The sequence below is a fragment of the Methylibium sp. Pch-M genome, from assembly GCF_004136295.1.
In the GTDB taxonomy this organism is placed as follows: Bacteria; Pseudomonadota; Gammaproteobacteria; order Burkholderiales; family Burkholderiaceae_C; genus Methylibium; species Methylibium petroleiphilum.
This window is the reverse complement of record NZ_CP029606.1, coordinates 2,504,609-2,527,912: the sequence shown is the minus strand read 5'-3', so window position 1 is coordinate 2,527,912 and position 23,304 is coordinate 2,504,609. Positions and strand designations below refer to the sequence as shown.

The following is a 23,304-nucleotide window of genomic DNA, read 5'->3' as shown; positions in this document are numbered from 1 at the left end:
GCCGGCGCCGCGCTCAGCCACGCAGCAGCAGTTGCCGCACGGCCGCGATCACGCGCTCGATGTCCGCCTCGCTCATCTTCGTGTACAGCGGCAGGCTCAGCATGCGTTCGTAGGCGTGCTGGCTGTGGGGAAACTGCGCCGCATCCAGGCCGTAGCGCTCGCGCCAGTAGGGGTGCAGGTGCAGCGGGATGTAGTGCACGCTGACGCCGATGCCCAGCTCGAACAGCCGCTCGATGAAGGCGTCGCGCGCCAGCGGCGCCGCGTCGGTCAGCCGCAGCACGTAGAGGTGCCAGGCGTGCAGCTCGCCGGCCGCGGGCTCGGGCGGCAGCTGCACCGGCAGGTCGGCGAAGGCGGCCCGGTAGCGCTGCGCGATCGCCGCCCGGCGCTGCTGGAAGCCGCGTGCGCGCTGGAGCTGGTGGAGGCCCAGTGCCGCGGCGATGTCGGTCAGGTTGTACTTGTAGCCCGGCGCGACGATCTCGTAGTGCCAGCTCGGCGTCTTGGCGGTGAAGCGGTCGAAGGCATCGCGGCTGATGCCGTGCAGGCGCATCACCCTCACGCGCTTCGCGAGCTCGGGATCGCGCGTGACGACCATGCCGCCTTCGCCGGTGGTGATGGTCTTGTTGGCGTAGAAGCTGAACACCGTGGCGTCGCTCGCCAGCGTACCGACCAGCGCACCGCCGCAGGTGGTGGGCAGCGCGTGCGCCGCGTCCTCCACCACCTTCAGGCCGTGCCGGCGCGCCAGGGTGAGGATCGCGTCCATGTTCGCCGCGAGGCCGGCGTAGTGGACGGGGATGATGGCGCGGGTGCGCGGCGTGATCGCGACCTCGACCCGGGCCGGGTCGATGTTCAGCGTGGCCGGGTCGATGTCGACCAGCACCACGTCGGCGCCGAGGTAGCGCACCACCTCGGCCGTGGCGGTGAAGGTGTGGGTGGTGGTGATGACCTCGTCGCCCGGGCCGATGCCCAGCGCCTCGAGCGCGAGGTGCAGGCCGGCGGTGGCGGAGTTGACGGCGATGGCCTGCAGCGTCGGATCGCCGAGGAAGGCCGCGAAGTCCTGCTCGAAGCGCCGCGCCTTCGGCCCGGTGGTGACCCAGCCCGAGCGCAGCGTGTCGACGACCTCGGCGATCTCCTCCTCGCCGATCTCGGGCAGCGCGAAGGGCAGGAAGGGCGGCGCGGTCATGCGCTCGGGCGGCCGATCGCGTGGTACTCGATGCCGAGCTGCTTCATCAGCGCCGGCTCGAACAGGTTGCGCCCGTCGAACACCAGCGGCGTTCGCAGCGTGCTCCGGATCGCGTCGAAATCGGGGCTGCGGAACTCCTTCCACTCGGTCACGATCACCAGCGCGTCAGCCCCTTCCAGCGCGGCCACCGCCGAATCTGCATAGCGCAGCCCGGCCTGCCCCGGCATCGCGCGGCGCGCCTCGGCCATCGCCACCGGGTCGTAGGCGGTGACCTCCGCCCCCGCCGCGGTGAGCCGCTCGATCAGCACACGGCTGGGCGCCTCGCGCATGTCGTCGGTGCCGGGCTTGAAGGCCAGGCCCCAGAGCGCGATGCGCTTGCCGCTCAGCCCGGTGCCGAAACGGGCCAGGATCTTGTCGCCCAGCACCTGCTTCTGGCGCTCGTTGACCGATTCCACCGCGCTCAGCAGCTCGAGCGACTGTCCGGCCTCGCTCGCCGAGCGGATCAGCGCCTTCACGTCCTTCGGGAAGCAGGAGCCGCCATAGCCGCAGCCGGCGTAGAGGAACTGGGTGCCGATGCGCGGGTCGCTGCCGATGCCCTGGCGCACCAGCTCGATGTCGGCCCCCACCGCCTCGGCCAGCCTCGACAGCTCGTTCATGAAGCTGATGCGGGTGGCGAGCATGGAATTCGCGGCGTACTTGGTGAACTCGGCGCTCTTCAGGTCCATCACGAGCACGCGGTCGCGGTTGCGCACATAGGGCGCGTAGAGCGAACGCATCAGCAGGATGGCGCGCTCGTCGTCGGCGCCGATCACCACCCGGTCGGGCCGCATGAAGTCGGCCACCGCGGCGCCCTCCTTCAGGAACTCGGGGTTGCTGACGACGGCGAACTCGAGCGTCACGCCGCGCGCCGCCAGCGCCGCATCGATCGCGGCGCGCACCTTGTCGGCGGTGCCGACCGGCACCGTGCTCTTGTCGATCACGACCTTGTAGTCGGTCATGCGCTCGCCGATCGCGCGCGCCGCCGCCACCACGTACTGCAGGTCGGCCGAGCCGTCCTCGTCGGGCGGCGTGCCGACCGCGATGAACTGCAGCGTGCCGTGCGCCACCGCGCGGTCGACGTCGGTGGTGAACTCCAGCCGCTTCGCGGCCGCGTTGCGCTGCACCACCTCCTCCAGCCCCGGCTCGTGGATCGGGATGCCGCCGGCATTGAGCGTCTCGATCTTGCGCGCATCGAGGTCCAGGCACAGCACGTGGTTGCCCATCTCGGCCAGGCACGCGCCGGTGACCAGTCCGACATAGCCGGTTCCCACCACAGTGATCTTCATCGCAGACACCCTCTCCAGTTCATCGATCCTTGACCAGCCAGGCCATGCGGTGGGTGCGCAGCACGGGCAGCAAGGCGTTCGTCCAGGCCGGCAGCCCGGCATGCAGCCGCGCCGCAGCGCGCGCCAGCGGCGGCGCCAGCGTGAGCCGCCGCACCGTGCAGCGCGCCTGCGGAAACAGCGCCCGGACACGCGCCACGGACACGCCCCGCACGTCGGCGTTGCGCGGGTTGTCGACCGCGAAGTCGTAGAACAGCACACCGCCGCCGGGCCGCACCCAGGCCCAGATTGTCGCAGCCAGACGTTGCTGGGCCGTGTCGTCCAGCAGCGAGGAGAACACGGTGAACGCCAGCACCGCGTCCTGGCTCGCCGGGGCCAGGTCGGCGCGCGTGGCGTCGCCCTCGATCACCTGCACCGCCGGGGGCAGCAGACGGCGGGCCGCGGCGGCCCGTTCGGCCTGCAGCTCGATGCCCGCCAGCCGGTCCGGCTCGGCGCCCAGCCGCAGCAGGTCGAGCAGGTTGCCGCCGGCCCCGCAGCCGACCTCGATCAGGTCGCGCCCGGCCAGGTCGTCCCAGCCGTGCGCACGCCACAGCGCCACCATCACGCGCAGCCGCTCCTGCTGGGCCTGCAGCGCGGCCGCGTCGAACAGGCCGTAGCGCCGCGCATCGGCCTGCGCGTCGCGGCGGGCATAGCGCTCGGCGACCGCGCGAGCCTCGTCGTCTTGCGCGGCCGGCCGGCTCATCGGGTCAGCGTGCCGAAGGCAGGCGACGGCGAGCGGCCGCGCAGCACGTCGAACCAGCCGCACAAGGTGCCCAGTCCGTAGCCCGCGTGGTACGTCACGATCACCAGCGGCAGGCGCAGCAGGAGCTCGTAGCCCTCGTCGCGCGCGATGGCCAGCGACGCGGCCAGCACGTACACGCCGTACAGGTTGCCCAGCAGCACGGCACCGCGGCCGGCGGCCGGCCACACCAGGCCGAGCAGCAGCGACAGCGCCAGCGCCGCGACGAAGGCGCCCGGTGCCAGCTGGCGCAATGCCGCCGCCTGCCCGTGCTTGCGCATCACGAAGGGCTTCCAGTAGCCGTACTGCAGCTGCTGGCGGAACAGCTGGGCCAGCGTCTCGCGCGGGCGGTAGACCGACACGATGCGCGCGCTCTGCCAGACCACCGCGCCGCGGCGCGTGAGACGCAGGTTGTGCTCGTCGTCCTGGTTGCGCACCAGGTCCTCGTCGAACAGGCCGTAGCGGTCGAAGGTGGCACGCGGCCAGCAACCGAGGTAGACGGTGTCGGCCGGGCCTTCGTGGTCGAGCGCGCGCGAACGCGCGCCGCCCGTGACCCAGCGCGACTGGAAGGCCGCGGCGATGGCCTCCTGGGTGGCGCCCTCGCCTTCGGCACGCCACGGCCCGCCGACATTGGCCGCGCGGGTGCGCTCCAGCGCGGCCAGGCACTCGACGATGTAGTCGCTTTCGTACCGGGTGTGGAGGTCCATGCGGACGATGACCTCGCCGCGTGCGCGCTCGATGCAGCGGTTCAACCCGCTCGAGACGATGCGCCGCGGGTTGTCGATCATCGCGAAGCGCGGGTCGGCCGCGCAGCGCTGTGCCAGCAGCTCGCGCGTGCCGTCGTCGCTCATGCCGTCGGCCACCAGCACCTCGAGCGCCACACCCTCCGGCAGCGCCTGCGCGGCCACCGCGTCGCAGAAGGCCACCACATGCGCCTGCTCGTTGCGGCAGGGGGCGATCACGCTGATGCGGCGTTGGGTCATGGCAAGGCCTCTCGGTTCATCCGGCTCACGCGACGGGTACCGCCACCCGCGGGCGCAGCGATTCGTAGAGCGTCGCCATGCGGTCCATCTGCACCCGGCGCGAGGCGCGCTCCACCGCCAGCGCGCGGTTGTGCAGGCCCTCGCCTCGCGCGAACTCCGGCTCGTCGTGGAGCCGCAGCAGGACCGCGGCGAGCGCGCTCGCGTCGCGCGCCGGCACCAGCAGATCGGCGTCGCCGCGGATCCACTGCCGGTTGGCGGGCAGGTCGCTCGCCACCACCGGCAGGCCGCAGGCCATCGACTCCAGCAGCGAGACCGAGGTGGCGTCACTGCTCGGCACGCTCAGCGACACGCGCGAACGCTGCAGCGTCGTGATCAGGGTCGCCTCGCCCACCCGCCCCAGGAAGCGGACCGATTCCGCCGGCAGCGCCAGCTCGGCGGCCAGCGCCTTCAGGGCCGCCTCGTCGGGCCCGCCGCCGAGCAGGTGCAGCGTGGCGTTGGCCTGCGGACGCACCGCGCGCAGCCGCGCGAAGGCGCGCAGCACGGTGTCGATGTTGTAGTTGGCCTCCCAGTTGCGCAGGCTGGCGATCTCGAAGTCGGCGGCCGGCTTGCCGGGACGGAAGCGGTCGGTGTCGGCGCCCCACAGCACCTCTTCGCAGCGCCCCGTCACGCCGTAGCGGCGGATCTCGGTCAGCATGTCCTGCGAGTCGGCGGTGATGAGCCGCGCGCGCCGGAGCGACCAGCCCACCAGCGCCGCCATCGCACCGCCGCGCAGCCCCGGGGCGCGCGGCGTGACCAGGATGTCGGAGCCCCAGGCCGTCAGCACCCGAGGCACCTGTGCGCCCAGCGAGCAGGCCGCCGCCCACAGGCCGTAGGACGTGACGTAGTGGCCGTGCAACCACTGCGGCGAGAGCCGGCGCGCCAGGCGCTGCACCTCGGGCAGCGCGAGGAACCAGCCGGCGCCGTCGCTGCCGGGGCGCACCGCGATCACGTCGCTGGCGCCCGGCACCTCGGCCGGACGGCGCGTGAGCACCACGCAGTCGTAGCCGCGGTCGGCGATCTCGCGCACCCAGCGCTGCGTGTGCAGGTTGCTCGCGTCGGCGAAGAACAAAATCCGGTTCATGACAGCACCCCGCTCGCCGGGTACGGCGAGCGCCCCTCCACGAGGGTCGGGCCTTGCTTGGGGCGGCCCGGCGCGACGATCGACACTGAAAGTCTCACGCGTCCTCCCCGCGCGCCCAGGCCTCGTAGGCCAGGCGCGCCGGCTCGCCGTAGCTCGCCTCGTGCTGCTCGATCCACGCCCGGTCGAGCTCACGCGTGTCGCCCACCACCCGCGCCGGCTGGCCCTCGACGATGGCGAAGGCCGGCACGTCGCCGCTCACGTAGCTGCCGGCCTTGACCAGCACGCCACGGCCGAGCGTGCTGCCGGGTGCGATCACGCTATGCGGTCCGATGAAGCTCCAGGCGCCCAGCGCCACCGGCGCGCGCTGCAAGCCGGCCGGCGCCGCGTGGCCCCAGTAGCGCTCGCGCTCCAGGCGCAGCGCCAGGTGGCTGGAATGCGTCAGCACCGAGACGAAGTTCGTGATCTGGCAGCCTTCGTCGATGCGCAGGCCGCCCGAGGCGTCGATGAAGTTGAACTGGCCGATGAACACGTGGTCGCCCAGCACGAGCCGCTCGCGGGCCTCCACGTGGGTGTGGCTGCCGATGCGGCTGTGGTCCCGCCACCCGCCGTCGGCGCTGCGCACGCCATAGACCATGCGGGGCGCGACGAGGCGCTGCCAGAGTCCGATCAGGGGTCGCTTCAAGCCGTTCATGCCGGCCCGGATTGTGGCGCGCGCCAGCCGCTGAACAAGGCCGTCCAGGGCAACTTCGTATCGCGAAGAAACAGCGCCAGCGCGACCGCGATCGCCACGCCGTAGGCCAGCGAGGTCGCGAGCGCCGCGCCCGCGGCACCGTGGCGGGGGATGCTCCAGGCTGCGATGCCCAGCGTGAGCACGAGCGACAGGCCGGCGATGCCGGCCGACCACTGCGGCCGGCCGCGGTGGTTGGTGTAGTAGGCCGACAGGCTGGATGCCGCGGCGTAGCCGGCGACGCCCGGCAGCAGCAGCGCCAGCGGCAGCACCGCGCCGGCATAGGCCGGGCCCAGCACGGCCGGCAGTGCGAACGCGGCACCCGCGTACAACAGCGGCGCTGCCAGCAGCGTCGCGAGCAGGTTCACCTGCACGGCGCGCAGCGTGGTCCAGGCAGCCTGTTGCGCGTCGGGCGCGCCGATGCGGTGGTAGGCCGACACGGTGACCGCCGACGACAGCAGCCACAGCAGTTCGGCCACCTGCACCGCCACCGAGTAGACGCCCGTCTCGGCGAGCCCGCCGTGGCGCTCCAGCAGGAACAGCGTGGCGCGGTAGTTCAGCAGGCTGACCAGGTTGGTCGCGCCGATCGTCGCCACGAAGCGCCAACGATCGCGCAGCACGCCGCGCTGCGGCGCGGCCGGGCCGGCATCGCGCCTCGCAGCCCAGCCGGTGCCGATGCCGACCAGCGCCTTGCCGAGCACCCAGGCCGCCAGCACCGCGAGCACGGTCGGCGCCGCGCCCGCCGACGGCCACGCGGCCCCTGCGGCGAGCAACAGTGCCAGCACGAGGGCCGGCGCCGCCACCTGCGGCACGTTGAGCGGGCCCATGCGCCCCTGGCCCAGCCACAGGCCGCTGGCGGTCGGCACCAGCAGCAGGAAGGGGGCAGCCAGCGCGAGCAGCCACAGGTGGCGGTAGGGCGCCGCCTCCGAACCGGCCGACACGGCCAGCAGGCCCGCGGCAGCCGCCAGCCCCAGCCCCAGCGCCGCGCGCAACAGCGCGGCGAGCAGCGGTGCCGGCGGCACCTCGCGGTGCGACACCTCGCGCGCCAGCAGCAGACCCAGCCCGGAAAACAACGTCAGCAGCGCGGCCTCCACCGCCACGAACAGCGCGAACGCCCCCTGCACCGCCGGACCGAGCCGGGCCACCGTGACCAGGATGGCCAGGCCGAGCAACACCGCGGCGAAGCGCGCCGCCAGATTCAGGGCGGCGCCACGGGCGAGCGAGCGGGGCGGCATCGAGGCGGTCGGCGACGGAAGGGGCGGCGTCCGATTGTCGGGGACGGCGCGGCCCGGCCGCGCCTCGACCGGTGGCCCCGGCCGGTGGCACGGAGCCAGTCTCTAAAATCCGCCGCTTGCCCGCCGCGCGCGCCTTGCCCGCGTGCCGCCGCTCCCAGGACCACCCCATGACCACCACGCCCCCGAACGCCGCCACGCCCGGCACCGACGACAACCAGCTGATCGCCGAACGCCGCGAGAAGCTTGCTGCACTGCGTGCGCAGGCCCAGGCCACGGGGAGAGCCGCCTTCCCCAATGACTTCAAGCCGGGCGACCACGCCGTCGACCTGCACCGCCTGCACGAGGGCAAGAGCGCCGAGGAGCTGGAGGCGCTGGCCATCCCGGCCCGCATCGCCGGCCGCATGATGCTCAAGCGCGTGATGGGCAAGGCCTGCTTCGCGACGCTGCAGGACGGCTCGGGCCGCATCCAGCTCTACATCACGTCCGACGCCGTCGGCCCGGAGGCACTGGCCGCCTTCAAGCACTGGGACCTGGGCGACATCCTTGGCGCCGAGGGCACGCTGTTCAAGACCCGCACCGGCGAGCTGAGCCTCAAGGTCGGCACGATCCGCCTGCTGACCAAGAGCCTGCGGCCGCTGCCCGACAAGTTCCACGGCATGGCCGACCAGGAGCTCAAGTACCGCCAGCGCGAGGTCGACCTGATCATGGACGAGGCCTCGCGCGAGCGCTTCCGCGCGCGCAGCAAGGCCGTGAGCTCGATCCGGCAGTTCATGGTCGAGCACGGCTTCCTCGAGGTCGAGACGCCGATGCTGCACCCCATCCCCGGCGGCGCGAACGCCAAGCCCTTCGTGACGCACCACAACGCGCTCGACCAGCAGATGTTCCTGCGCATCGCGCCCGAGCTCTACCTGAAGCGGCTGGTGGTGGGCGGCTTCGAGCGGGTGTTCGAGATCAACCGCAACTTCCGCAACGAGGGCGTGTCGGTCCGGCACAACCCCGAGTTCACGATGATGGAGTTCTACGCGGCCTACTGGACCCACCACGACCTGATGGACTTCACCGAGCAGATCCTGCGCCACGCCGCGCGCAAGGCGGTGGGCACGGCGCAGCTCGCCTACGGTGGGCAGGCCGTCGACCTGGAATCGCCGTTCGCGCGGCTCTCGGTGCGCGACTCGCTGGTCGCCCATGCAGGATTGAGTGCGGCGGAGGCCGTCGACTCCACGGTGCTGCGCGCGAAGCTCGAAGCGCATGGCGAGAAGGCTCCGGCGCACTGGTCGCTCGCCGAACTGCAGTTCGGCCTGTTCGAGGCGGCCGTCGAGGAAAAGCTGTGGCAGCCGACCTTCATCGTCGACTACCCGGTGGAGGTGTCGCCGCTGGCCCGCGCCTCCGATGCCGACCCGACGATCACCGAGCGCTTCGAGCTCTTCATCACCGGCCGCGAGTTCGGCAACGGCTTCTCGGAGCTCAACGACCCCGAGGACCAGGCCGCGCGCTTCGCGGCCCAGGCCTCGAACAAGGACGCCGGTGACGAGGAGGCGATGTACTTCGACGCCGACTACATCCGCGCGCTCGAGCACGGCCTGCCGCCCACCGGCGGCTGCGGCATCGGCATCGACCGACTGATGATGCTGTTGACCGACTCGCCGAACATCCGCGACGTGATCCTGTTCCCCGCGCTGCGGCGCGAGGGCTGAGCCGAACCGCGCACGCCACGGCGTCGCATCGATGCAGGGCGCCGATGCCCGCATCGATGCGGATCTTCGCCGTCCATCCTATGTAGTTGATCGCATAGGTTGAATTCCTGCGCGCCTGCTCCGCTGTTGCTCCACCAGGTAGCAAGTGACGCCGCCACGACCCTGGATGGCGCAGCCGGTAGCAATCCTTGTTCGCGATTACTGCAATGGATCGGTCGTTGCGCGGCCCCGTGTGCCGCGTGGCACGAACCCTGCCCTGTCGGACCCCAAGGCATCCGGCACGCGGCCCCTGCAGTCGCGAACGACGGATTACCCGCTCATCCCACTTACTTTGGAGACACCCCATGCGCTACGCCCCTCCCGGCTCCTCCGATTCCAAGGTCGCCTTCAAGGCCCAGTACGACAACTTCATCGGCGGCAAGTTCGTGGCCCCCGTGAAGGGACAGTACTTCGACGTGATCACGCCGATCACCGGCAAGACCTACACCCGCGCCGCCCGTTCGGGCGCGGAGGACATCGAGCTGGCGCTCGACGCCGCCCACGCCGCCGCCGACAAGTGGGGCCGCACCTCGGCCACCGAGCGGGCCAACGTGCTGCTGAAGATCGCCGACCGCATCGACGCCAACGTGGAACTGCTGGCCTATGCGGAATCGGTGGACAACGGCAAGCCGATGCGTGAAACGCTCAACGCCGACATCCCGCTGAGCGCCGACCACTTCCGCTACTTCGCCGGCTGCGTGCGCGCGCAGGAAGGCGGCGTCAGCGAGATCGACGAAACCACGGTGGCCTACCACTTCCACGAGCCGCTCGGCGTCGTCGGCCAGATCATTCCCTGGAACTTCCCGATCCTGATGGCCGCCTGGAAGCTGGCGCCGGCCCTGGGCGCGGGCAACTGCGTGGTGCTCAAGCCGGCCGAGTCGACCCCGGTCAGCATCCTGGTGCTGGCCGAGCTGATCGCCGACCTGCTGCCGCCGGGCGTGCTGAACATCGTCAACGGCTTCGGTCGTGAAGCCGGCATGCCGCTGGCCACCAGCAAGCGCATCGCCAAGATCGCCTTCACCGGCTCCACCTCCACCGGCCGCGTGATCGCGCAGGCCGCCGCCAACAGCCTGATCCCGGCCACGCTGGAGCTGGGCGGCAAGTCGCCGAACGTGTTCTTCGCCGACGTGATGGACAAGGACGATGCCTTCCTCGACAAGGCGATCGAGGGCCTGGTGCTGTTCGCGTTCAACCAGGGCGAGGTCTGCACCTGCCCGTCGCGCGCGCTGATCCACGAGTCGATCTACGACAAGTTCATGGAGCGCGCCCTCAAGCGCGTGGCCGCGATCAAGCAGGGCAGCCCGCTCGACACCGACACGATGATCGGCGCGCAGGCCTCGAAGGAACAACTGACCAAGATCCTGTCCTACCTCGACCTGGGCAAGCAGGAAGGCGCGCAGGTGCTGATCGGCGGCCAGCAGGCCCAGATGAGCGGCGACCTCGACGGCGGCTACTACGTGCAGCCCACCATCTTCAAGGGCCACAACAAGATGCGCATCTTCCAGGAGGAGATCTTCGGCCCGGTGCTGGCCGTGACCACCTTCAAGGACGAGGCGGAAGCCCTCGCCATCGCCAACGACACGCTTTACGGTCTGGGCGCCGGCGTGTGGAGCCGCAACGGCAACGTGGCCTACCGCATGGGCCGCGCCATCAAGGCCGGTCGCGTGTGGACCAACTGCTACCACGCCTACCCCGCGCACGCCGCCTTCGGCGGCTACAAGGAGTCGGGCATCGGCCGCGAGAACCACAAGGTCATGCTCGACCACTACCAGCAGACCAAGAACCTGCTGGTCAGCTACAGCGAGAACAAGCTCGGCTTCTTCTGATCGCGAGATCGCGACGCCGGCGCTGCGCCTGCAAACCAAGGGGGTGGGCATCCACCCCCTTTTTCCATGGGTGATCCACATGGTCGACAAAGTCATTGCCACACCTGCGACGGTCGAGCTCATCGAGCTGCTCAAGCGGAAACATGGCGAACTCATGTTCCACCAGTCGGGCGGATGCTGCGACAACAGCGCCGCCAACTGCTACCTGCCGGGCGAACTCACCATCGGTGCCGGTGACGTGTACCTCGGCGACATCGGCGGCTGCCCGTTCTACATCAGCAAGTCGCAGTACGAGTACTGGCGGCACACCCAGCTGATCATCGACGTGATCGACGGCCACGGCGGCGGCACCTTCTCGCTCGAGGGGCCGGAAGGCAAGGCCTTCCACACCCGGTCGAGGCTGTTCACCGACGAGGAGTTCGCGCAGATCCTGGAGGACGAGCGCGCTGCCGCTCAGCGGTGACGGAACACCGGCTTGCGCTTGTTCGCGAAGGCGTCCATGCCTTCCTTCTGGTCCTCGGTGCCGAACAGCGACTGGAACATGCGCCGCTCGAACCACACGCCGTCCGACAGCGGCGACTCGTAGGCGCGGTTCACGCACTCCTTCGCCACCAGGATGGCCGGCAACCCCATCGCGCCGATCGCGTCCGCCGCCTCCTGGGCCTCGGCCAGCAGGCGATCGGCCGGCACCACGCGTGACACCAGGCCGGCGCGCTCGGCCTCGGCCGCATCCATCATGCGTGCCGTCAGCACCAGGTCCATCGCCTTGGCCTTGCCGACCGCCCGCGGCAGCCGCTGCGTGCCGCCAGCGCCGGGGATGATGCCGAGCTTGATCTCCGGCTGACCGAAGCGCGCCGTGTCCGCGGCGATGATCAGGTCGCACATCATGGCCAGCTCGCAGCCACCGCCCAGCGCGTAGCCGGCCACTGCCGCGATCACCGGCTTGCGCACGCTGCGCACCGCCTCCCAGTTGCGGGTGATGAAGTCGCCCTTGTAGGCGTCCATGTAGGTCTGCGACGCCATGCCGCCGATGTCGGCGCCGGCGGCGAAGGCCTTATCGCTGCCGGTGATCACCACGCAGCCGATCGAGGCGTCGGCATCGTAGACCCGCAGCGCGTCGCCCAGTTCGTCCATCAGCGCATCGTTGAGCGCATTCAGCGCCTTGGGCCGGTTCAGAGTGATCCACCCGGTCTTCAGCGCGGCGCTGCCGCGCACTTCGGTCAGCAGATGCTGGTAGTCCATGTCAGGGCGTCCTTTCGCAGTAGGTGACACTGTAACGGGCAGCGGCGTGCTGTCCTTCGCACCTGCTGCTGCGCAGCCGACCGGGTGACGCAGCCGGGGACATCAGCTTGCGCTAGTCTTACAAACTTGCGAAGTTTTCTTCGTCGGAACGCATGAGCACCATCTACCGCAAGACGGAACAAGGTCGCAACGAGATTGCCACCCGCGCACTGCGGCTGGTGCCGCGCCTGCGTCAGGCACTGATCCTCGTCGACGGCAAGCGCTCGGACGAAGAACTCAGGAAGCTGATCGCCCCACCCGCCGACGACACGCTGCAGGCGCTGCTTGAGCAGGGTCATATCGAGGTGATCGCCGTCACGGCGGTGCATGTGGTGTTACCGGCCGAAGCCGCCCCGGCGACGCCGCTGGTCAATGCCGTGGTGCTGACACTCCAGGAGACGCGGCAACGGGCCGTGCGCTGGATGAGCGCGCACCTCGGCCCCTACGCCGATTCGACGAACATCCGTGTCGAGAAGGCCAAGACGCCCGAGGCGATGCAGGCCGCGCTCGCGCTGGCCGTCACCGTCGTCCGCCAGCAGCTCGGCGAGGCGAAGGCGGCCGAGTTCGAGCAGCACGTCGGCCTCGCCCGCACCGGCAGCTGAACGGTCAGCGCAGCGCCGATCCGCCCAAGGGCTCGTCGGCGGCCTGCAGGGGCAGGCGCTCGATCATCAGGTCGATGAATTCATCGGTCCCGCGACGGATCACGATGCGCACCGGCAGGTACTGCAGGCTGGGCGCGAACCAGGCCTCGATGCTGAGCGAACTGGCGTCGCCTTCCCGCTGCGGCCGCAGATGCCAGGCCGGCACCGGACCGAACGGGGTGGCCAGGACCTCCTCGCCGATCACGTCGTACACCCAGCGGTCCACGCGCCGCGGCAGCGCCAGGGGCATCTCGATGCGTCCGCCGGGCTGCAGGCGCTCGGCGCCGGTGGTGAACAGGTAGGTCAGCTGCACGAACTGGCTTGCGGTGTCCTGCAGCGCCGGCAGACCGGGATGGCGCTGGCCGTTGGCGAGCGTCACGCCGTCGGCGTCGAAGTGCAGGCTGGCCGTTCGCGTGCGGCCGAACGCCACCTGGGTCCGCTCGTCGTAGCGGCGCGGCACCAGTCCCTGCGGGGTGATCTCGCCGTCGCTCGTCATGCGCCGCTGCATCAGGGGGGCGAAGCCCGGCCCGACGACCACGTCCAGGTGCACCTGGTAGCGGTCGCCGTCGCGCAGCCACTCGACCTGCGCGGTGCCGAGCACCTCGCCGCGCACGTAGCCGGTGAGCGTGTAGCTCAGGCGGGTCGACGCCGGCCAGGCGAAGGAGGGTGGGCCCGGCAGCGGACCGGTGGGCGCACTCGCGGCCGTTTCGGACACGGCCGCTGCCGCCGCGTCATCGGCCTGTGCCGGCGCCGGCATCGACTCGGCCACAGCGGCGTCCGACGCGGGCGCGGGCGCGCTGTCGGCGATCGGGTCGACGGGATCGACCGGCCCGGGTTGTGGCGCCGACGCCGGTACCGGTGTCGCCTCCGGCGCGGCCGGGGCCGCACGTCGCGCCGGTGCGGCCGGGGCCGGGGCAACGGCCGGAGGTGCTGCCGGCTGCAGCTCGCGGACGAAGGCGGCCTGCATCCGGGGCGGGCTGTCCGCAGCGGCCGCGCCCTCGCCGAGCAGCCCGCCGATGCGATCGGCCAGCCACAGGTGCAGCAGCAGGCTGAGGCCGGCCAGCAGTGCAAAGACGCCGCGCCGCACCGGCCGGCGCGCGCGCTGCGAGCTGGTGCTCACGGCCGGACGGTCAGGTGCCGCCGAGCCAGGCGTGGCGGCGCGCACGGTCTCCGGCGTCGGCCTGCGCTGCCGCGACCAGCGTCACCGCGCCGCCGGCCTGCGCCGCCGGCAGCGTCAGAGCCAGCAGACGCTGGTCGCGTGCCGCCAGCAGCGGCATCGGGCGCTCGCAGGCCTGCAGGGCACTCAGGTCGTCGATGCGCTTGAGGCGCCAGCCGTCGAGTGCCACCAGCTCGTCGCCGGCCGCCAGCCCGGCGCGCTCGGCCGCGCCGCCGCGCAGGACCGACTGCAGTTTCAGCAGGCCGCCGCTGTCGCTGAGCCGCGCGCCGAGCCGCTGCGCCAGCACGGGCAGCTCTTCGCTCCAGGCCACGCCGAACTTCGCCAGCAGCGGCTGCAGCGGCAGTTCGCCGGTGCCGTGCACCCAGGCGGTCAATTCGCTCGCCAGAGAGCGGCCACCGACCTCGGCCAGCACCGCGGCGATGTCGGTCTCGGCGATCGGCCCACCGCCGCTGCGCGCCCACAGGCCGCGCATCACGTCGTCGAGCGTGCCGGCGCCCTCGCTGCGCAGCGTCAGGTCGAGCGCCAGCGCGACCAGCGAGCCCTTGGTGTAGTAGCTGACCGTGGCGTTGACGGTGTTCTCGTCGGGCCGGTAGTACTTGACCCAGGCGTCGAAGCTGGCCTCGGCCACGCTCTGCACCGTGCGCCCCGGCGTGCCGCGCACGTTGTTGACGGTCTTGGCCAGCAGCTTGAGGTAGCGTGCCTCGTCGATCAGGCCGGTACGCCGCAGCACCAGGTCGTCGTAGTAGGACGTGAAGCCCTCGAAGAACCACAGCAGCTCGGTGTAGTTCTCGCGCGTGTAGTCGTAGCGCTCGAAGTCGCGCGGCCGCATCCGCTTGACGTTCCAGGTGTGGAAGTACTCGTGGCTGATCAGGCCCAGCAACGTCACGTAGCCGTCGCCCGCCGACTTCATGCCGCTGCGCGGCAGGTCGCGGCGGTTGGCGATCAGCGCGGTGCTGGCGCGGTGCTCGAGGCCGCCGTAGCCGTCGTCCACCGCATTGAGCAGGAAGACGTAGCGCTTGAACGGCGGCTTCTTGCCGCCGTGCCAGAAGGCGATCTGCGCCTCGCAGATGCGCCGGGTGTCGGCCAGCAGGCGCTCGCCGTCGAAGCTGGGCAGCGCGCCGGCCACGACGAACTCGTGCGGCACGCCCGCCGCCTTGAAGCTGCCGCGCCAGAAGCGGCCCAGCTCCACCGGGTGGTCGACCAGTTCGTCGTAGTCGGCCGCCTCGTGGTCGGCGCCGGCGAGCGGCAGCGCTGTCGCGACCTGCCAGCCCCTGGGCAGCCCGGCGATCCGCAGCCGGTGCGGCTCGTGCTCGCGGCCGTGCACGCGCAGGAACACGCCGGTGCCGTTGAAGAAGCCGCGCCGGGCATCGAGGTAGGCCGCGCGCACCGAGGTGTCGAAAGCGTAGACCACGTAGCTCACCACCAGCGCGCCACGGCCGTGGCAGTGCGCCACCCAGCCGGCCTTGTCGCTCTGGATCAAGGGCACGCTGCGATCGCCCTGGCGCGCCTCGAGCTGGGACAGGTGGCGGGCGAACTCCCGCACCAGGTAGCTGCCGGGAATCCACACCGGCAGGCTCAGCGCCTGCTCTTCGGCCGGCTGCGCAATGGTGAGGGTGACGCGGAACTGGTGGGCCAGGGCGTCGGCCACCTCGAGGCGGTAACGGATCATCGAGAACTCGGTTCCGGAAGGCAATGGGAGGCGGCGGGCATCAGCTGCCGGCCGCGGCGATGAAGCAGCTGAGGCTGGCGACCGCGCTGAGCCGGAAGCGCAGCACCAGCCAGGCTCCCAGGCCGTGCGCCGGGTAGATGCGGCGATCGACGAGGTAGCAGACCACCAGCAGCGCACCGAGCAGCGCGAGCCCGGCGTACGGCGGCATCACCACGGCGATCCAGGCCAGCAGCATCGGCAGCACGGCCCAGGCGAACCGGCTCGGCGACGGCACCCGCTGCCGCAGGCCCAGGCCCCAGTGCACGCCCCCGAGGAAGGACACGATCAGCGCCGCGTACTTGGCCAGCGCATCGGTCACGTAGGGGTGCGCATCGGGCCGCACCAGCCAGGTCAGCAGCGCGCCGAGCACGAAGGGAATCAGGCCGGCATAGCCGAGGCGCAGCGCCAACGGGTGCGGAGGCAGGTTGACGTCGGCGGAAGAGGCGGATCCCACGGGGGCCATCGAGGAAGTTCGGAGCGCGGGCGGATTGTCGCCGCAGCCGCGCACGCGTGCTGCGGCACTCCGCTCGCCCGGCTCAGGACTTGCCGACGCTGGCGAGCTGCTTCTCGAGTTGCGGCGCCGTCAGCATGCCCGGCACGCGGGTGCCGTCCTCGAACACGATGGCCGGCGTGCCGTTGACCCGGTGCTTGCGGCTCAGCTCGACGTTGCGCTCCACCGGCGACGCACAGGCACCCAGCAGCTTGGGCGGCTGCACGCCGTCGACCATCCAGGCGCGCCACGCCACCGAGGCGTCCTTGGCGCACCAGATCGCGTTCGCCTTGTCCGGCGAATCGCCGCCCAGGATGGGCAGCAAGAAGGTGTAGACCGTCAGGTCCTTGACGTTCGAGAGCTCCTTCTCGAAGCGCTTGCAGTAGCCGCAGTTCGGGTCGGCGAAGACGGCAATCTTGCGTGCGCCGGTGCCGGTCTTCCAGACCACCGCGTCCTTCAGCGGCAGCGAGGCGAAGTCGATCGCGGTGAGCTTGGCGACACGCTCCTCGGTCAGGTTGCGCTTGGTCTTCAGGTCGAGGATCTCGCCGCGGATCAGGTAGGCGCCCTCGGCGTCGGTGTAGAAGACGTCGTTGCCGATGCGCACCTCGAACAGGCCGGCGATCGGGGCCTTGTTGACCTCGTCGATCTTCGCGCTGCTGTTCAGGCGCTCGCCGAGCGCCTTGCGGATCGCCGCCTCCTGCGGCACCTGGGCCACGGCCGTCAACGCAAGGGTGGTGGCGATGGCTGCGACCGTTGCCGCCGCCAGCGCGGCTGTCTTGAACTTCATGGTGATCCTCGGTGCGCGCGGGAGGGAGGGGCGTCAGCCCCGCAACGCGCGGTCGGTGAGCCAGCGCTTGAGCACCGGCAGGTGATTCACGAGAGTCAGGCCGCGGTTGCGGAGTTCCTTCACCGGGGTACTCTCGTGGGCAAAAAGTTGCAGCAGGCCGTCGGTCACGCGGCCCATCGCCCAGGTGGGAGCGGCGCGGCGGCGGGCGTAGCGCGCCAGCAGCCGTTCGTCGCCCAGCGAGCGCCAGGCCTCGCGCTGCTGGCACTCGGCGATCACCGCGCACAGCGTGTCGACATCGGCCAGCCCCAGGTTCAGTCCCTGGCCGGCCAGCGGGTGCACCACGTGGGCGGCGTCGCCCAGCAGCACCCAGCCGGGCCCGTGCCATCGCGTCGCACGCGCCAGTCGCAGCGGCCAGGCCGCGCGGGCGCCGCGCAGCGCCAGCCGGCCGGCCTGGCCATGGCTGGCCTCGTTCAGTGCGTGCTCGAAGGCGCCGTCGTCCAGCGCCAGCAGTTCGGCCGCGCGCGCGTCCGGCAGCGACCAGACCAGGCCGTAGCCGCCCGCCTCGCCCGGCAGGTCGAAGGGCAGCAGCGCCAGCACGTCGGGTGCGCGGAACCATTGCCGGGCGATGCCCTGGTGCGGCCGGTCGCTGGCCAGCCGCGCGGCGATCGCGCGCTGGCCATAGTCGTGGCGTTCGACCTCGATGCCGAGCGCCTCGCGCTCACGCGAATCCTTGCCCTCGCACAGCGCGACCAGCGCCGCCGGCGGGGCCTCGTCGAGCAGCGCGACGTGCGGCGAGAAGCGCAGTGCGGTCGCCAGTTCGCGCTCCAGCGCGGCGGCATCGACGATCCATGCCAGCTCGCCGACGCACTGCTGCCACGCGCTGAAGGCCAGCGTGCCGCCGGCGTCGCCGGCCACCTGCATGTCGAGCACGCGGGTCGCGGCCGACGGCGTGGCCGCACGCAGCGCCTCCCAGACCCGCAACTGCTGCAGCAAGGCCACCGATCGGGCGCCGAGCGCGTAGGTGCGCACATCGGGGCTCTCGGGCGCCGGGGCACCGGACAGTGCCACGCGCAGCCCGAGGCGAGCGAGCGACAAGGCCAGCGCCTGCCCCACCGCGCCGCGGCCCCGCACGCTCACGTCGAAATGCTTCATTGCGATTCACATTGTAGGGAGCCCCTCGTTGCAACAGGGCCGGCGGCACAATGCCCCGACCGCCACTGCACGGGGCCTTCTGCCCTGGCCCATGCCATGCCCGTCTGGCTCCGTCGTTCGCTGATCGCCCTGGCCGTGCTGCTGGGCCTGGCCATGGCCGCCGCGGCCTACCTCGTCGCAAGCTTCGACCCCAATCGCTACAAGGGCTTGCTGATCGACTGGATGCGCGAGCACAAGGCCCGCACGCTGGCGATCGACGGACCGATCGGGCTGTCGGTCTTTCCCCGCCTCGAGGTGACGCTGCGCGACGTGAAGCTCAGCGAGCACCGGCGCCCCGACGAGTTCGCTGCGCTGCAGGAAGCCACGCTCGCGGTGCAGGTGATGCCGCTGCTGAAGCAGCGGCTGGCGGTCGATCGCGTGTCGGCGCGCGGCGTGCGCGTGAACTACCGCCGCGACGCCGATGGCCGCCGCAACATCGACGATCTGCTGAGCCCCGCCACCGACGCGAAGGACGCCCCCGCCGCCAACGCCTCCTCCCAGGCGCTGGCATTCGACATCAGCGCGATCGAATTCAAGGACCTGCAGGCGACGGTGAAGGACGTGCCACTGGGTCTCGACGGCCGCTTCGTCGTCAAGGAGCTCCGTACCGGCCGCCTGGCCGACGGCGCCGAGTCACCGATCCGCTTCGTCGGCCAGGCCGCGCTGGCACAACCGAAGCTGAACGCCGACGTCGAGCTCACCGGCCAGCTGAAGCTGAGCCTGCCGGCCGGCGCGCCCGCCAGCGTGGCGTTGCGGGACCTGGCGCTGTCGCTGCGCGGCGACGGCTTCGACGTGAAGCAGCTCGATGCCCGCCTCGCCGGCACGCTGGCCTACGACGGCCCGAGCGGTGCACTGCAGGCCGACAAGCTTCGGCTCACGCTGTCGGGCGAACGCCTGGGGGTGGCGCTGAAGGACAGCACGGTTGCGCTCGACGCGCTGCGCCTGGACCCGCCGAAACGCGCACTGCGGCTCGACGCGCTCGACGTCAAGCTGACCGGCCGGCGCGGCGAGGACAGCGTGGCCGCCCAGCTCGCCTGGCCGAAACTCGAGGTCACGGGCGATACGCTGAAGGGCAGCGCATTGAAGGGCAGCGCCTCGCTGCAGGGCGGCCCGGCGGTCGGCAAGCTGCAGATGGACTTCGAATCGCAGGCGCCGAGCGGCCGCTTCGAACGCATCCACGTGCCGGGGCTGCGGCTTGCCGTCCAGGGGAGCGGCGCCGGCCGCAGCGTGAACGGCGAGGTGCGCGGCGACCTCACGCTGGCGCCGCAGCCGCTGGCCGCCGCGCTCGATGCGCTGCAGTTGAAGCTCGCCTTCACCGACCCGGCACTGCCGCCGGTGAACCTGGCGCTGCAGGGCCAGGCCCAGGCCGGCGCCCAGGACGCGAGCTGGCGCTTCGACGGCGCGATCAACGACCAGAAGTTCACCGCCGGCGGCCGCGCCGACCTGTCGAAGCCGGTGCCCTACGTCGATGCCCAGGCCCGCTTCGCTGCGCTGGACCTGACCCGCTTCGTCGCACCATCGACCGGCCCGAAGCCCCCGCCGGCCGGCGCCAAGCCCGGGGCGGACTCGCCGGTCGATCTGGGCGGATTGAAGGCACTCGACGGCCGCTTCAGTTTCCGCGCCGGCACGCTGGTCTACCCGCCCTACCGCGTTGCCGATGCGGCGCTGGAGGCCACGCTGGCCGGCGGCGTGCTGCGCGTCAGCGACCTGAGCGGGCGCGCCTGGGGCGGGCGCTTCTCGGCCCAGGCCACCGCGCAGGCGGCCGCTGACCCGGCGGCGCAGCGCATCGGCCTGAAGCTCGACGCGACCGACGTCGACATCGCCGCGTTGCTGACCGACGTGGCGCAGTTCAGGAAGCTCGAGGGCAAGGGCCGCGTGACGGCCGACGTCACGACGCAGGGCGCCAGCGTGCAGCGCCTCAAGCAGGCGCTCGACGGCAAGGCCGCGTTCCAGCTGCGCGACGGCGCGGTGCGCGGCATCAACCTCGCGAAGACGCTGCGGCAGTGGCGCTCGGCGGTCACGCTGAACAAGGACGCCGTACAGGCCTCGAGCGCCGAGGAAAAGACCGACTTCTCGGAGATCTCCGCCAGCTTCGACATCGCCGACGGCGTGGCGCGCAGCAAGGATCTGTCGGGCAAGAGCCCGTTCCTGCGCGTGGGCGGCGAAGGGCTGGTGGATATCGGCCGCGGCCGCGTCGACTACCTCGCCAAGGCGACCGTCACCGGCACCGCCGAGGGCCAGGGCGGCGCCGATCTCGCGTTGCTGAAGGGCGTGACTGTGCCCGTGCAGTTGGTCGGGCCTTTCGAGGCGGTCGACTACAAGGTGCAATGGTCGGCGGTGAGCGCCGACCTGTTGAGCGGGGCGGCGCGCGGCGCGCTGGGCGACCGCGCCAAGGGGGCGTTGGGCGGCCTGCTGGGCGGCAGCGCCGCGCCGGCGGCCGCGGCCAGCGGCGCCTCGGCGCCCTCTGTGAAGGAACAGGCCAAGGACAAGGCAAAGGAGAAGGCCAAGGACGAGCTGAAGAAGCTGTTCGGGCGCTGAAGCGATGAGCGATATCGACGTGACGATTGCCGGCCTGCACGTGCACCCGGTCAAGTCCTGCGCAGGCGTGAGCCTGCCGGAAGTGCTGCTGATCGAGACCGGCTTCGAGTTCGACCGCGCCTGGATGGTGGTCGACGCCGACGGCGAGTTCCTCAGCCAGCGCGAGCTGCCGCGCATGGCGCTGGTGGCCACCGAGCTGCGCCACAGCGAGCTGGTGCTGCGCGCACCCGGCATGCTGGCACTGCATCTGGCGCTCGACACCGCGGAGGCCGCAACCCGCGTGCGCGTGTGGGACGACGAGGTCGCCGCCTACGACATGGGCGACCTGGCCGCGCAGTGGTTCAGCGACTTCCTGCGCCAGCCGCTGCGGCTGGTGCGCTTCGACCCCGAGCAGAAGCGCCTGTCGAACCGCGCCTGGACCGGCACGATCGAGGCCGAGAACGCCTTCAGCGACGGCTATCCGATCCTGGTGATCTCCGAGGCCTCGCTCGCCGGCCTGAACGAGCGGCTGGCGGCGAAGGACCTGCCGCCGGTGACGATGCAGCGCTTCCGGCCCAACCTGGTGCTGACGGGCCTGGACGCGCACGGCGAGGACCACCTCGACGAGATCGCCTTCGACACGCCCGAGGGCCCGGTGCGCCTGAAGCTGGTGAAGCCCTGCCCGCGCTGCCCGATCCCGAACGTCGACCCGGCCACCGGCGTGCCGGGCACCGAGCCCGGCGACACGCTGGCCGGCTACCGCGCCGACGAGCGCGTGGGCGGCGCGATCAGCTTCGGCATGAACGCGGTGATCGTCGAAGGCCTGGAGTGCGTGCTGCGCGTCGGGCAGGTCGGCGGCGCGAACATCCGGTTCTGACCACCCCCCAGGGCTGGTCTGCGCCCAGCCCGCCCCCCCGCGGGGGGCAAGGAAACCTGAGGCGGCCCGGCGTTTCCTTGAGAGCGCGGCTCAGGCCGGCCGTCGCGCCGGCAGCGGGATGCGCTCGGTCTCGCCCGGCACGCGGCCCATGCGGTCGGCTTCCCAGTCGTCGGCGGCCTGGGCGATGCGCTCCTTGCGCGAGGACACGAAGTTCCACCAGATGTGCCGCGGCCCGAGCGGCGCGCCGCCGATCAGCGCCACCCGCGCGGCAGCGCCGTCGGCCGAGCGCAGCGTCACCGTGGATGCGTCGGCCGGCAGCACCGCCAACGTGAACGGCTCGATGCGCGCGACGTTGCCGTCGATCACCAGCTCGTAGGGCGCGTCGATGCCGTAGAGCGCGCGCTCCGTGGCCTCGGCGGGCGTCGGCAGCGCCAGCGCCGCACCCGGCGCCAGCGCGTAATCGACAAAGAGCGTCGGCGACAGCGTGCCGACCGGCGAGGCCAGGCCATGCGCGCGGCCGATCAGCAGCCGCAGCGTCGCGCCGCCGTCCTGCCGCTGCGGCAGCCGCGCGGCCGGCGTGTGCTCGAAGCGCGGCGCGGTTTCCTCGTGCTCGGCCGGCAGCGCGGCCCACAGCTGCAGGCCGTGGCTGCGCCGCGCGACGCCGCGCAGGTCCTCGGGCGTGCGCTCCGAGTGCACGATGCCCTGGCCGGCAGTCATCCAGTTGATCGCCCCGGGCTCGATGCGCTGCGAGACGCCGGTCGAGTCGCGATGCTGCATCGCGCCCTCGAACAGGTAGGTCACCGTCGCCAGGCCGATGTGCGGATGCGGCCGCACGTCGTGGTCGTCGGCGGGGCCGGCGGTGATGGGGCCGAAGTGGTCGAAGAACACGAAGGGGCCGACGGCCTGCCGGGCGGCCGACGGCAGCAGGCGGCGCACCGTGAAGCCGCCGCCGAGGTCCTTGCTGTGAGGGGTCAGGAGTTGCAGGGGCATGCCGGGCGTCCGGGAGTCGCGTTGCGGCGAGTGTCGCGCGTTTCACGCGGGTCCGCGCTGCGCCTCCGGTCGGCCCCATGAGCAACGGCGCCCCTCGGGGCGCCGTCGGCGGGGAGCGCGGCGGAGCCGCCGCGCGTGGCCGGACTCAGCCCACCGCGTCGATCACGCCGAGCTCGGCGCTCGTCATCAGCGATTCGATGTCCATCAGGATCAGCATGCGTTCGGCCACGGTGGCGATGCCGATCAGGTGGCTGGTGTCGACGACCGCGCCCATCGACGGTGCCGGCTTGATGGCGTCGTGCGGCAGGTCCAGCACGTCGCTCACCGAGTCGACCACGGCGCCGATGACGCGGCCCTTGACAGCCAGCACGATCACCGCCGTGATGGGCGTGATCTGAGCATCGCAGCCGAACTTCACACGCAGATCGACCACCGGCACGATCACGCCGCGCAGGTTGATCACGCCCTTGAGGAAGCTCGGGGCGTTGGCGATGCGGGTCGGCGGCTCGTAGCTGCGGATCTCCTGCACCTTCAGGATGTCGATGCCGTACTCCTCGGTGCCGAGGCGGAAGCTGAGGTACTCACGGCCCGGCTGGGCGCCAGCGCCGGCGCGGTTGCCCTGGCGCTGGGCTTCGTGGCGGGCCACTTGGGTGGCGTCGATCATGTCCATGGTGGATCCTCTCGGTGCGGTGTCGGAGCGCCGCGGACGCGGCGCTGCGCGGGATGTCAGAGTGGTTTACG

21 protein-coding genes are annotated in these 23,304 nt (G+C 71.6%); 6 read left to right on the top strand and 15 right to left on the bottom strand.

The genetic code is table 11. The features are described 5' to 3' along the window. Positions 1-13: 13 nt before the first annotated feature. From C1M51_RS12225 to C1M51_RS12195, 7 genes are all read right to left on the bottom strand, one after another. Entirely contained in the window at positions 14-1,180 is a 1,167-nt protein-coding gene (locus C1M51_RS12225) for a DegT/DnrJ/EryC1/StrS aminotransferase family protein (protein WP_129450122.1), read from the bottom strand. Next, on the bottom strand, positions 1,177-2,505 hold the full coding sequence (locus C1M51_RS12220; RefSeq protein WP_129450120.1) for a UDP-glucose/GDP-mannose dehydrogenase family protein: 1,329 nt from the start codon (positions 2,503-2,505) through the stop codon (positions 1,177-1,179). Before C1M51_RS12220 ends, C1M51_RS12225 begins: the two co-directional genes overlap by 4 nt. Positions 2,506-2,524: 19 nt before the next feature. Continuing rightward, positions 2,525-3,244 carry a methyltransferase domain-containing protein gene (locus C1M51_RS12215; RefSeq protein ID WP_129450118.1) on the bottom strand — a complete coding sequence of 240 codons (720 nt, stop codon included), beginning with the start codon at positions 3,242-3,244 and terminating at the stop codon, positions 2,525-2,527. Next, positions 3,241-4,263, bottom strand: a complete 1,023-nt coding sequence (locus C1M51_RS12210) for a glycosyltransferase family 2 protein (RefSeq protein WP_129450116.1) — start codon at positions 4,261-4,263, stop codon at positions 3,241-3,243. Before C1M51_RS12210 ends, C1M51_RS12215 begins: the two co-directional genes overlap by 4 nt. Before the next feature lie 25 nt (positions 4,264-4,288). Continuing rightward, positions 4,289-5,383, bottom strand: coding sequence for a glycosyltransferase (locus C1M51_RS12205; RefSeq protein ID WP_129450114.1), 1,095 nt, complete (start codon positions 5,381-5,383; stop codon positions 4,289-4,291). 94 nt (positions 5,384-5,477) lie between these two features. Next, a complete protein-coding gene (locus tag C1M51_RS12200; protein ID WP_129450112.1) occupies positions 5,478-6,074 on the bottom strand; it encodes an acyltransferase in 597 nt (198 codons plus the stop codon). Further along, complete coding sequence (locus C1M51_RS12195; RefSeq protein WP_129450110.1) at positions 6,071-7,345, bottom strand: lipopolysaccharide biosynthesis protein; 1,275 nt, start codon at positions 7,343-7,345, stop codon at positions 6,071-6,073. The genes C1M51_RS12200 and C1M51_RS12195 overlap by 4 nt, the downstream gene beginning before the upstream one ends. A 167-nt stretch (positions 7,346-7,512) precedes the next feature. On the opposite strand from C1M51_RS12195, the gene lysS reads away from it, so the two are divergent. The 3 genes from lysS to C1M51_RS12180 all read left to right on the top strand — a co-directional run bounded on the left by lysS (position 7,513) and on the right by C1M51_RS12180 (position 11,367). After that, complete coding sequence (gene lysS, locus C1M51_RS12190; RefSeq protein WP_129450108.1) at positions 7,513-9,039, top strand: lysine--tRNA ligase; 1,527 nt, start codon at positions 7,513-7,515, stop codon at positions 9,037-9,039. Between the two features lie 344 nt (positions 9,040-9,383). Beyond that, positions 9,384-10,904 carry an aldehyde dehydrogenase gene (gene adh / locus C1M51_RS12185; RefSeq protein WP_129450106.1) on the top strand — a complete coding sequence of 507 codons (1,521 nt, stop codon included), beginning with the start codon at positions 9,384-9,386 and terminating at the stop codon, positions 10,902-10,904. A gap of 79 nt (positions 10,905-10,983) precedes the next feature. Then, the gene (locus C1M51_RS12180; RefSeq protein WP_011828198.1) at positions 10,984-11,367 is read left to right on the top strand and encodes a DUF779 domain-containing protein; all 384 of its coding nucleotides are present in this window, start codon (positions 10,984-10,986) and stop codon (positions 11,365-11,367) included. On the opposite strand, the gene C1M51_RS12175 is transcribed toward C1M51_RS12180, so the two are convergent. Further along, positions 11,358-12,146, bottom strand: a complete 789-nt coding sequence (locus C1M51_RS12175; protein WP_129450105.1) for an enoyl-CoA hydratase — start codon at positions 12,144-12,146, stop codon at positions 11,358-11,360. The genes C1M51_RS12180 and C1M51_RS12175 overlap by 10 nt on opposite strands. 152 nt (positions 12,147-12,298) lie before the next feature. Between C1M51_RS12175 and C1M51_RS12170 the strand changes: the two genes are divergently transcribed. Next, positions 12,299-12,787: a hypothetical protein gene (locus C1M51_RS12170; protein ID WP_011828196.1), complete on the top strand. Its 489-nt coding sequence runs from the start codon at positions 12,299-12,301 to the stop codon at positions 12,785-12,787. Positions 12,788-12,791: 4 nt separating this feature from the next. Here the strand turns inward: C1M51_RS12170 and C1M51_RS12165 are convergent, their stop codons facing one another. From C1M51_RS12165 to C1M51_RS12145, 5 genes are all read right to left on the bottom strand, one after another. After that, the gene (locus C1M51_RS12165) at positions 12,792-13,946 is read right to left on the bottom strand and encodes a DUF3108 domain-containing protein (RefSeq protein WP_129450103.1); all 1,155 of its coding nucleotides are present in this window, start codon (positions 13,944-13,946) and stop codon (positions 12,792-12,794) included. 10 nt (positions 13,947-13,956) lie between these two features. Then, complete coding sequence (locus C1M51_RS12160) at positions 13,957-15,672, bottom strand: M61 family metallopeptidase (RefSeq protein ID WP_129450101.1); 1,716 nt, start codon at positions 15,670-15,672, stop codon at positions 13,957-13,959. Between the two features lie 40 nt (positions 15,673-15,712). Further along, a complete protein-coding gene (locus C1M51_RS12155) occupies positions 15,713-16,174 on the bottom strand; it encodes a DUF3429 domain-containing protein (RefSeq protein ID WP_129450099.1) in 462 nt (153 codons plus the stop codon). A gap of 73 nt (positions 16,175-16,247) precedes the next feature. Continuing rightward, positions 16,248-16,988: a DsbC family protein gene (locus tag C1M51_RS12150; RefSeq protein ID WP_011828192.1), complete on the bottom strand. Its 741-nt coding sequence runs from the start codon at positions 16,986-16,988 to the stop codon at positions 16,248-16,250. 33 nt (positions 16,989-17,021) lie between these two features. Continuing rightward, positions 17,022-18,140 (bottom strand): FAD-dependent monooxygenase, encoded by a 1,119-nt coding sequence (locus C1M51_RS12145; protein ID WP_129450097.1) that lies wholly within the window; start codon positions 18,138-18,140, stop codon positions 17,022-17,024. A 96-nt stretch (positions 18,141-18,236) separates the two neighbouring features. Here C1M51_RS12145 and C1M51_RS12140 point away from each other — a divergent pair, with 96 nt between their 5' ends. Together C1M51_RS12140 and C1M51_RS12135 are read left to right on the top strand one after the other, a co-directional pair. After that, positions 18,237-20,717: an AsmA family protein gene (locus tag C1M51_RS12140; protein ID WP_165349682.1), complete on the top strand. Its 2,481-nt coding sequence runs from the start codon at positions 18,237-18,239 to the stop codon at positions 20,715-20,717. Positions 20,718-20,721: 4 nt separating this feature from the next. After that, positions 20,722-21,573 (top strand): MOSC domain-containing protein, encoded by an 852-nt coding sequence (locus C1M51_RS12135; protein WP_129450093.1) that lies wholly within the window; start codon positions 20,722-20,724, stop codon positions 21,571-21,573. A 90-nt stretch (positions 21,574-21,663) separates the two neighbouring features. Here C1M51_RS12135 and C1M51_RS12130 read toward each other — a convergent pair whose 3' ends face one another. Together C1M51_RS12130 and C1M51_RS12125 are read right to left on the bottom strand one after the other, a co-directional pair. Beyond that, complete coding sequence (locus C1M51_RS12130) at positions 21,664-22,563, bottom strand: pirin family protein (protein WP_129450091.1); 900 nt, start codon at positions 22,561-22,563, stop codon at positions 21,664-21,666. 145 nt (positions 22,564-22,708) lie between these two features. Further along, entirely contained in the window at positions 22,709-23,233 is a 525-nt protein-coding gene (locus C1M51_RS12125; protein ID WP_011828187.1) for a chemotaxis protein CheW, read from the bottom strand. Positions 23,234-23,304: the final 71 nt, after the last annotated feature.

Coding starts and splice junctions, on each gene's coding strand:
- C1M51_RS12155 (WP_129450099.1), bottom strand. CDS start 16,174: ATGGCCCCCGTGGGATCCGCCTCTTCCGCCGACGTCAACCTGCCTCCG.
- C1M51_RS12200 (WP_129450112.1), bottom strand. CDS start 6,074: ATGAACGGCTTGAAGCGACCCCTGATCGGACTCTGGCAGCGCCTCGTC.
- C1M51_RS12150 (WP_011828192.1), bottom strand. CDS start 16,988: ATGAAGTTCAAGACAGCCGCGCTGGCGGCGGCAACGGTCGCAGCCATC.
- C1M51_RS12205 (WP_129450114.1), bottom strand. CDS start 5,383: ATGAACCGGATTTTGTTCTTCGCCGACGCGAGCAACCTGCACACGCAG.
- C1M51_RS12135 (WP_129450093.1), top strand. CDS start 20,722: ATGAGCGATATCGACGTGACGATTGCCGGCCTGCACGTGCACCCGGTC.
- adh (WP_129450106.1), top strand. CDS start 9,384: ATGCGCTACGCCCCTCCCGGCTCCTCCGATTCCAAGGTCGCCTTCAAG.
- C1M51_RS12145 (WP_129450097.1), bottom strand. CDS start 18,140: ATGAAGCATTTCGACGTGAGCGTGCGGGGCCGCGGCGCGGTGGGGCAG.
- C1M51_RS12125 (WP_011828187.1), bottom strand. CDS start 23,233: ATGGACATGATCGACGCCACCCAAGTGGCCCGCCACGAAGCCCAGCGC.
- C1M51_RS12170 (WP_011828196.1), top strand. CDS start 12,299: ATGAGCACCATCTACCGCAAGACGGAACAAGGTCGCAACGAGATTGCC.
- C1M51_RS12215 (WP_129450118.1), bottom strand. CDS start 3,244: ATGAGCCGGCCGGCCGCGCAAGACGACGAGGCTCGCGCGGTCGCCGAG.
- C1M51_RS12225 (WP_129450122.1), bottom strand. CDS start 1,180: ATGACCGCGCCGCCCTTCCTGCCCTTCGCGCTGCCCGAGATCGGCGAG.
- C1M51_RS12220 (WP_129450120.1), bottom strand. CDS start 2,505: ATGAAGATCACTGTGGTGGGAACCGGCTATGTCGGACTGGTCACCGGC.
- C1M51_RS12130 (WP_129450091.1), bottom strand. CDS start 22,563: ATGCCCCTGCAACTCCTGACCCCTCACAGCAAGGACCTCGGCGGCGGC.
- C1M51_RS12195 (WP_129450110.1), bottom strand. CDS start 7,345: ATGCCGCCCCGCTCGCTCGCCCGTGGCGCCGCCCTGAATCTGGCGGCG.
- C1M51_RS12140 (WP_165349682.1), top strand. CDS start 18,237: ATGCCCGTCTGGCTCCGTCGTTCGCTGATCGCCCTGGCCGTGCTGCTG.
- C1M51_RS12180 (WP_011828198.1), top strand. CDS start 10,984: ATGGTCGACAAAGTCATTGCCACACCTGCGACGGTCGAGCTCATCGAG.
- C1M51_RS12160 (WP_129450101.1), bottom strand. CDS start 15,672: ATGATCCGTTACCGCCTCGAGGTGGCCGACGCCCTGGCCCACCAGTTC.
- lysS (WP_129450108.1), top strand. CDS start 7,513: ATGACCACCACGCCCCCGAACGCCGCCACGCCCGGCACCGACGACAAC.
- C1M51_RS12210 (WP_129450116.1), bottom strand. CDS start 4,263: ATGACCCAACGCCGCATCAGCGTGATCGCCCCCTGCCGCAACGAGCAG.
- C1M51_RS12175 (WP_129450105.1), bottom strand. CDS start 12,146: ATGGACTACCAGCATCTGCTGACCGAAGTGCGCGGCAGCGCCGCGCTG.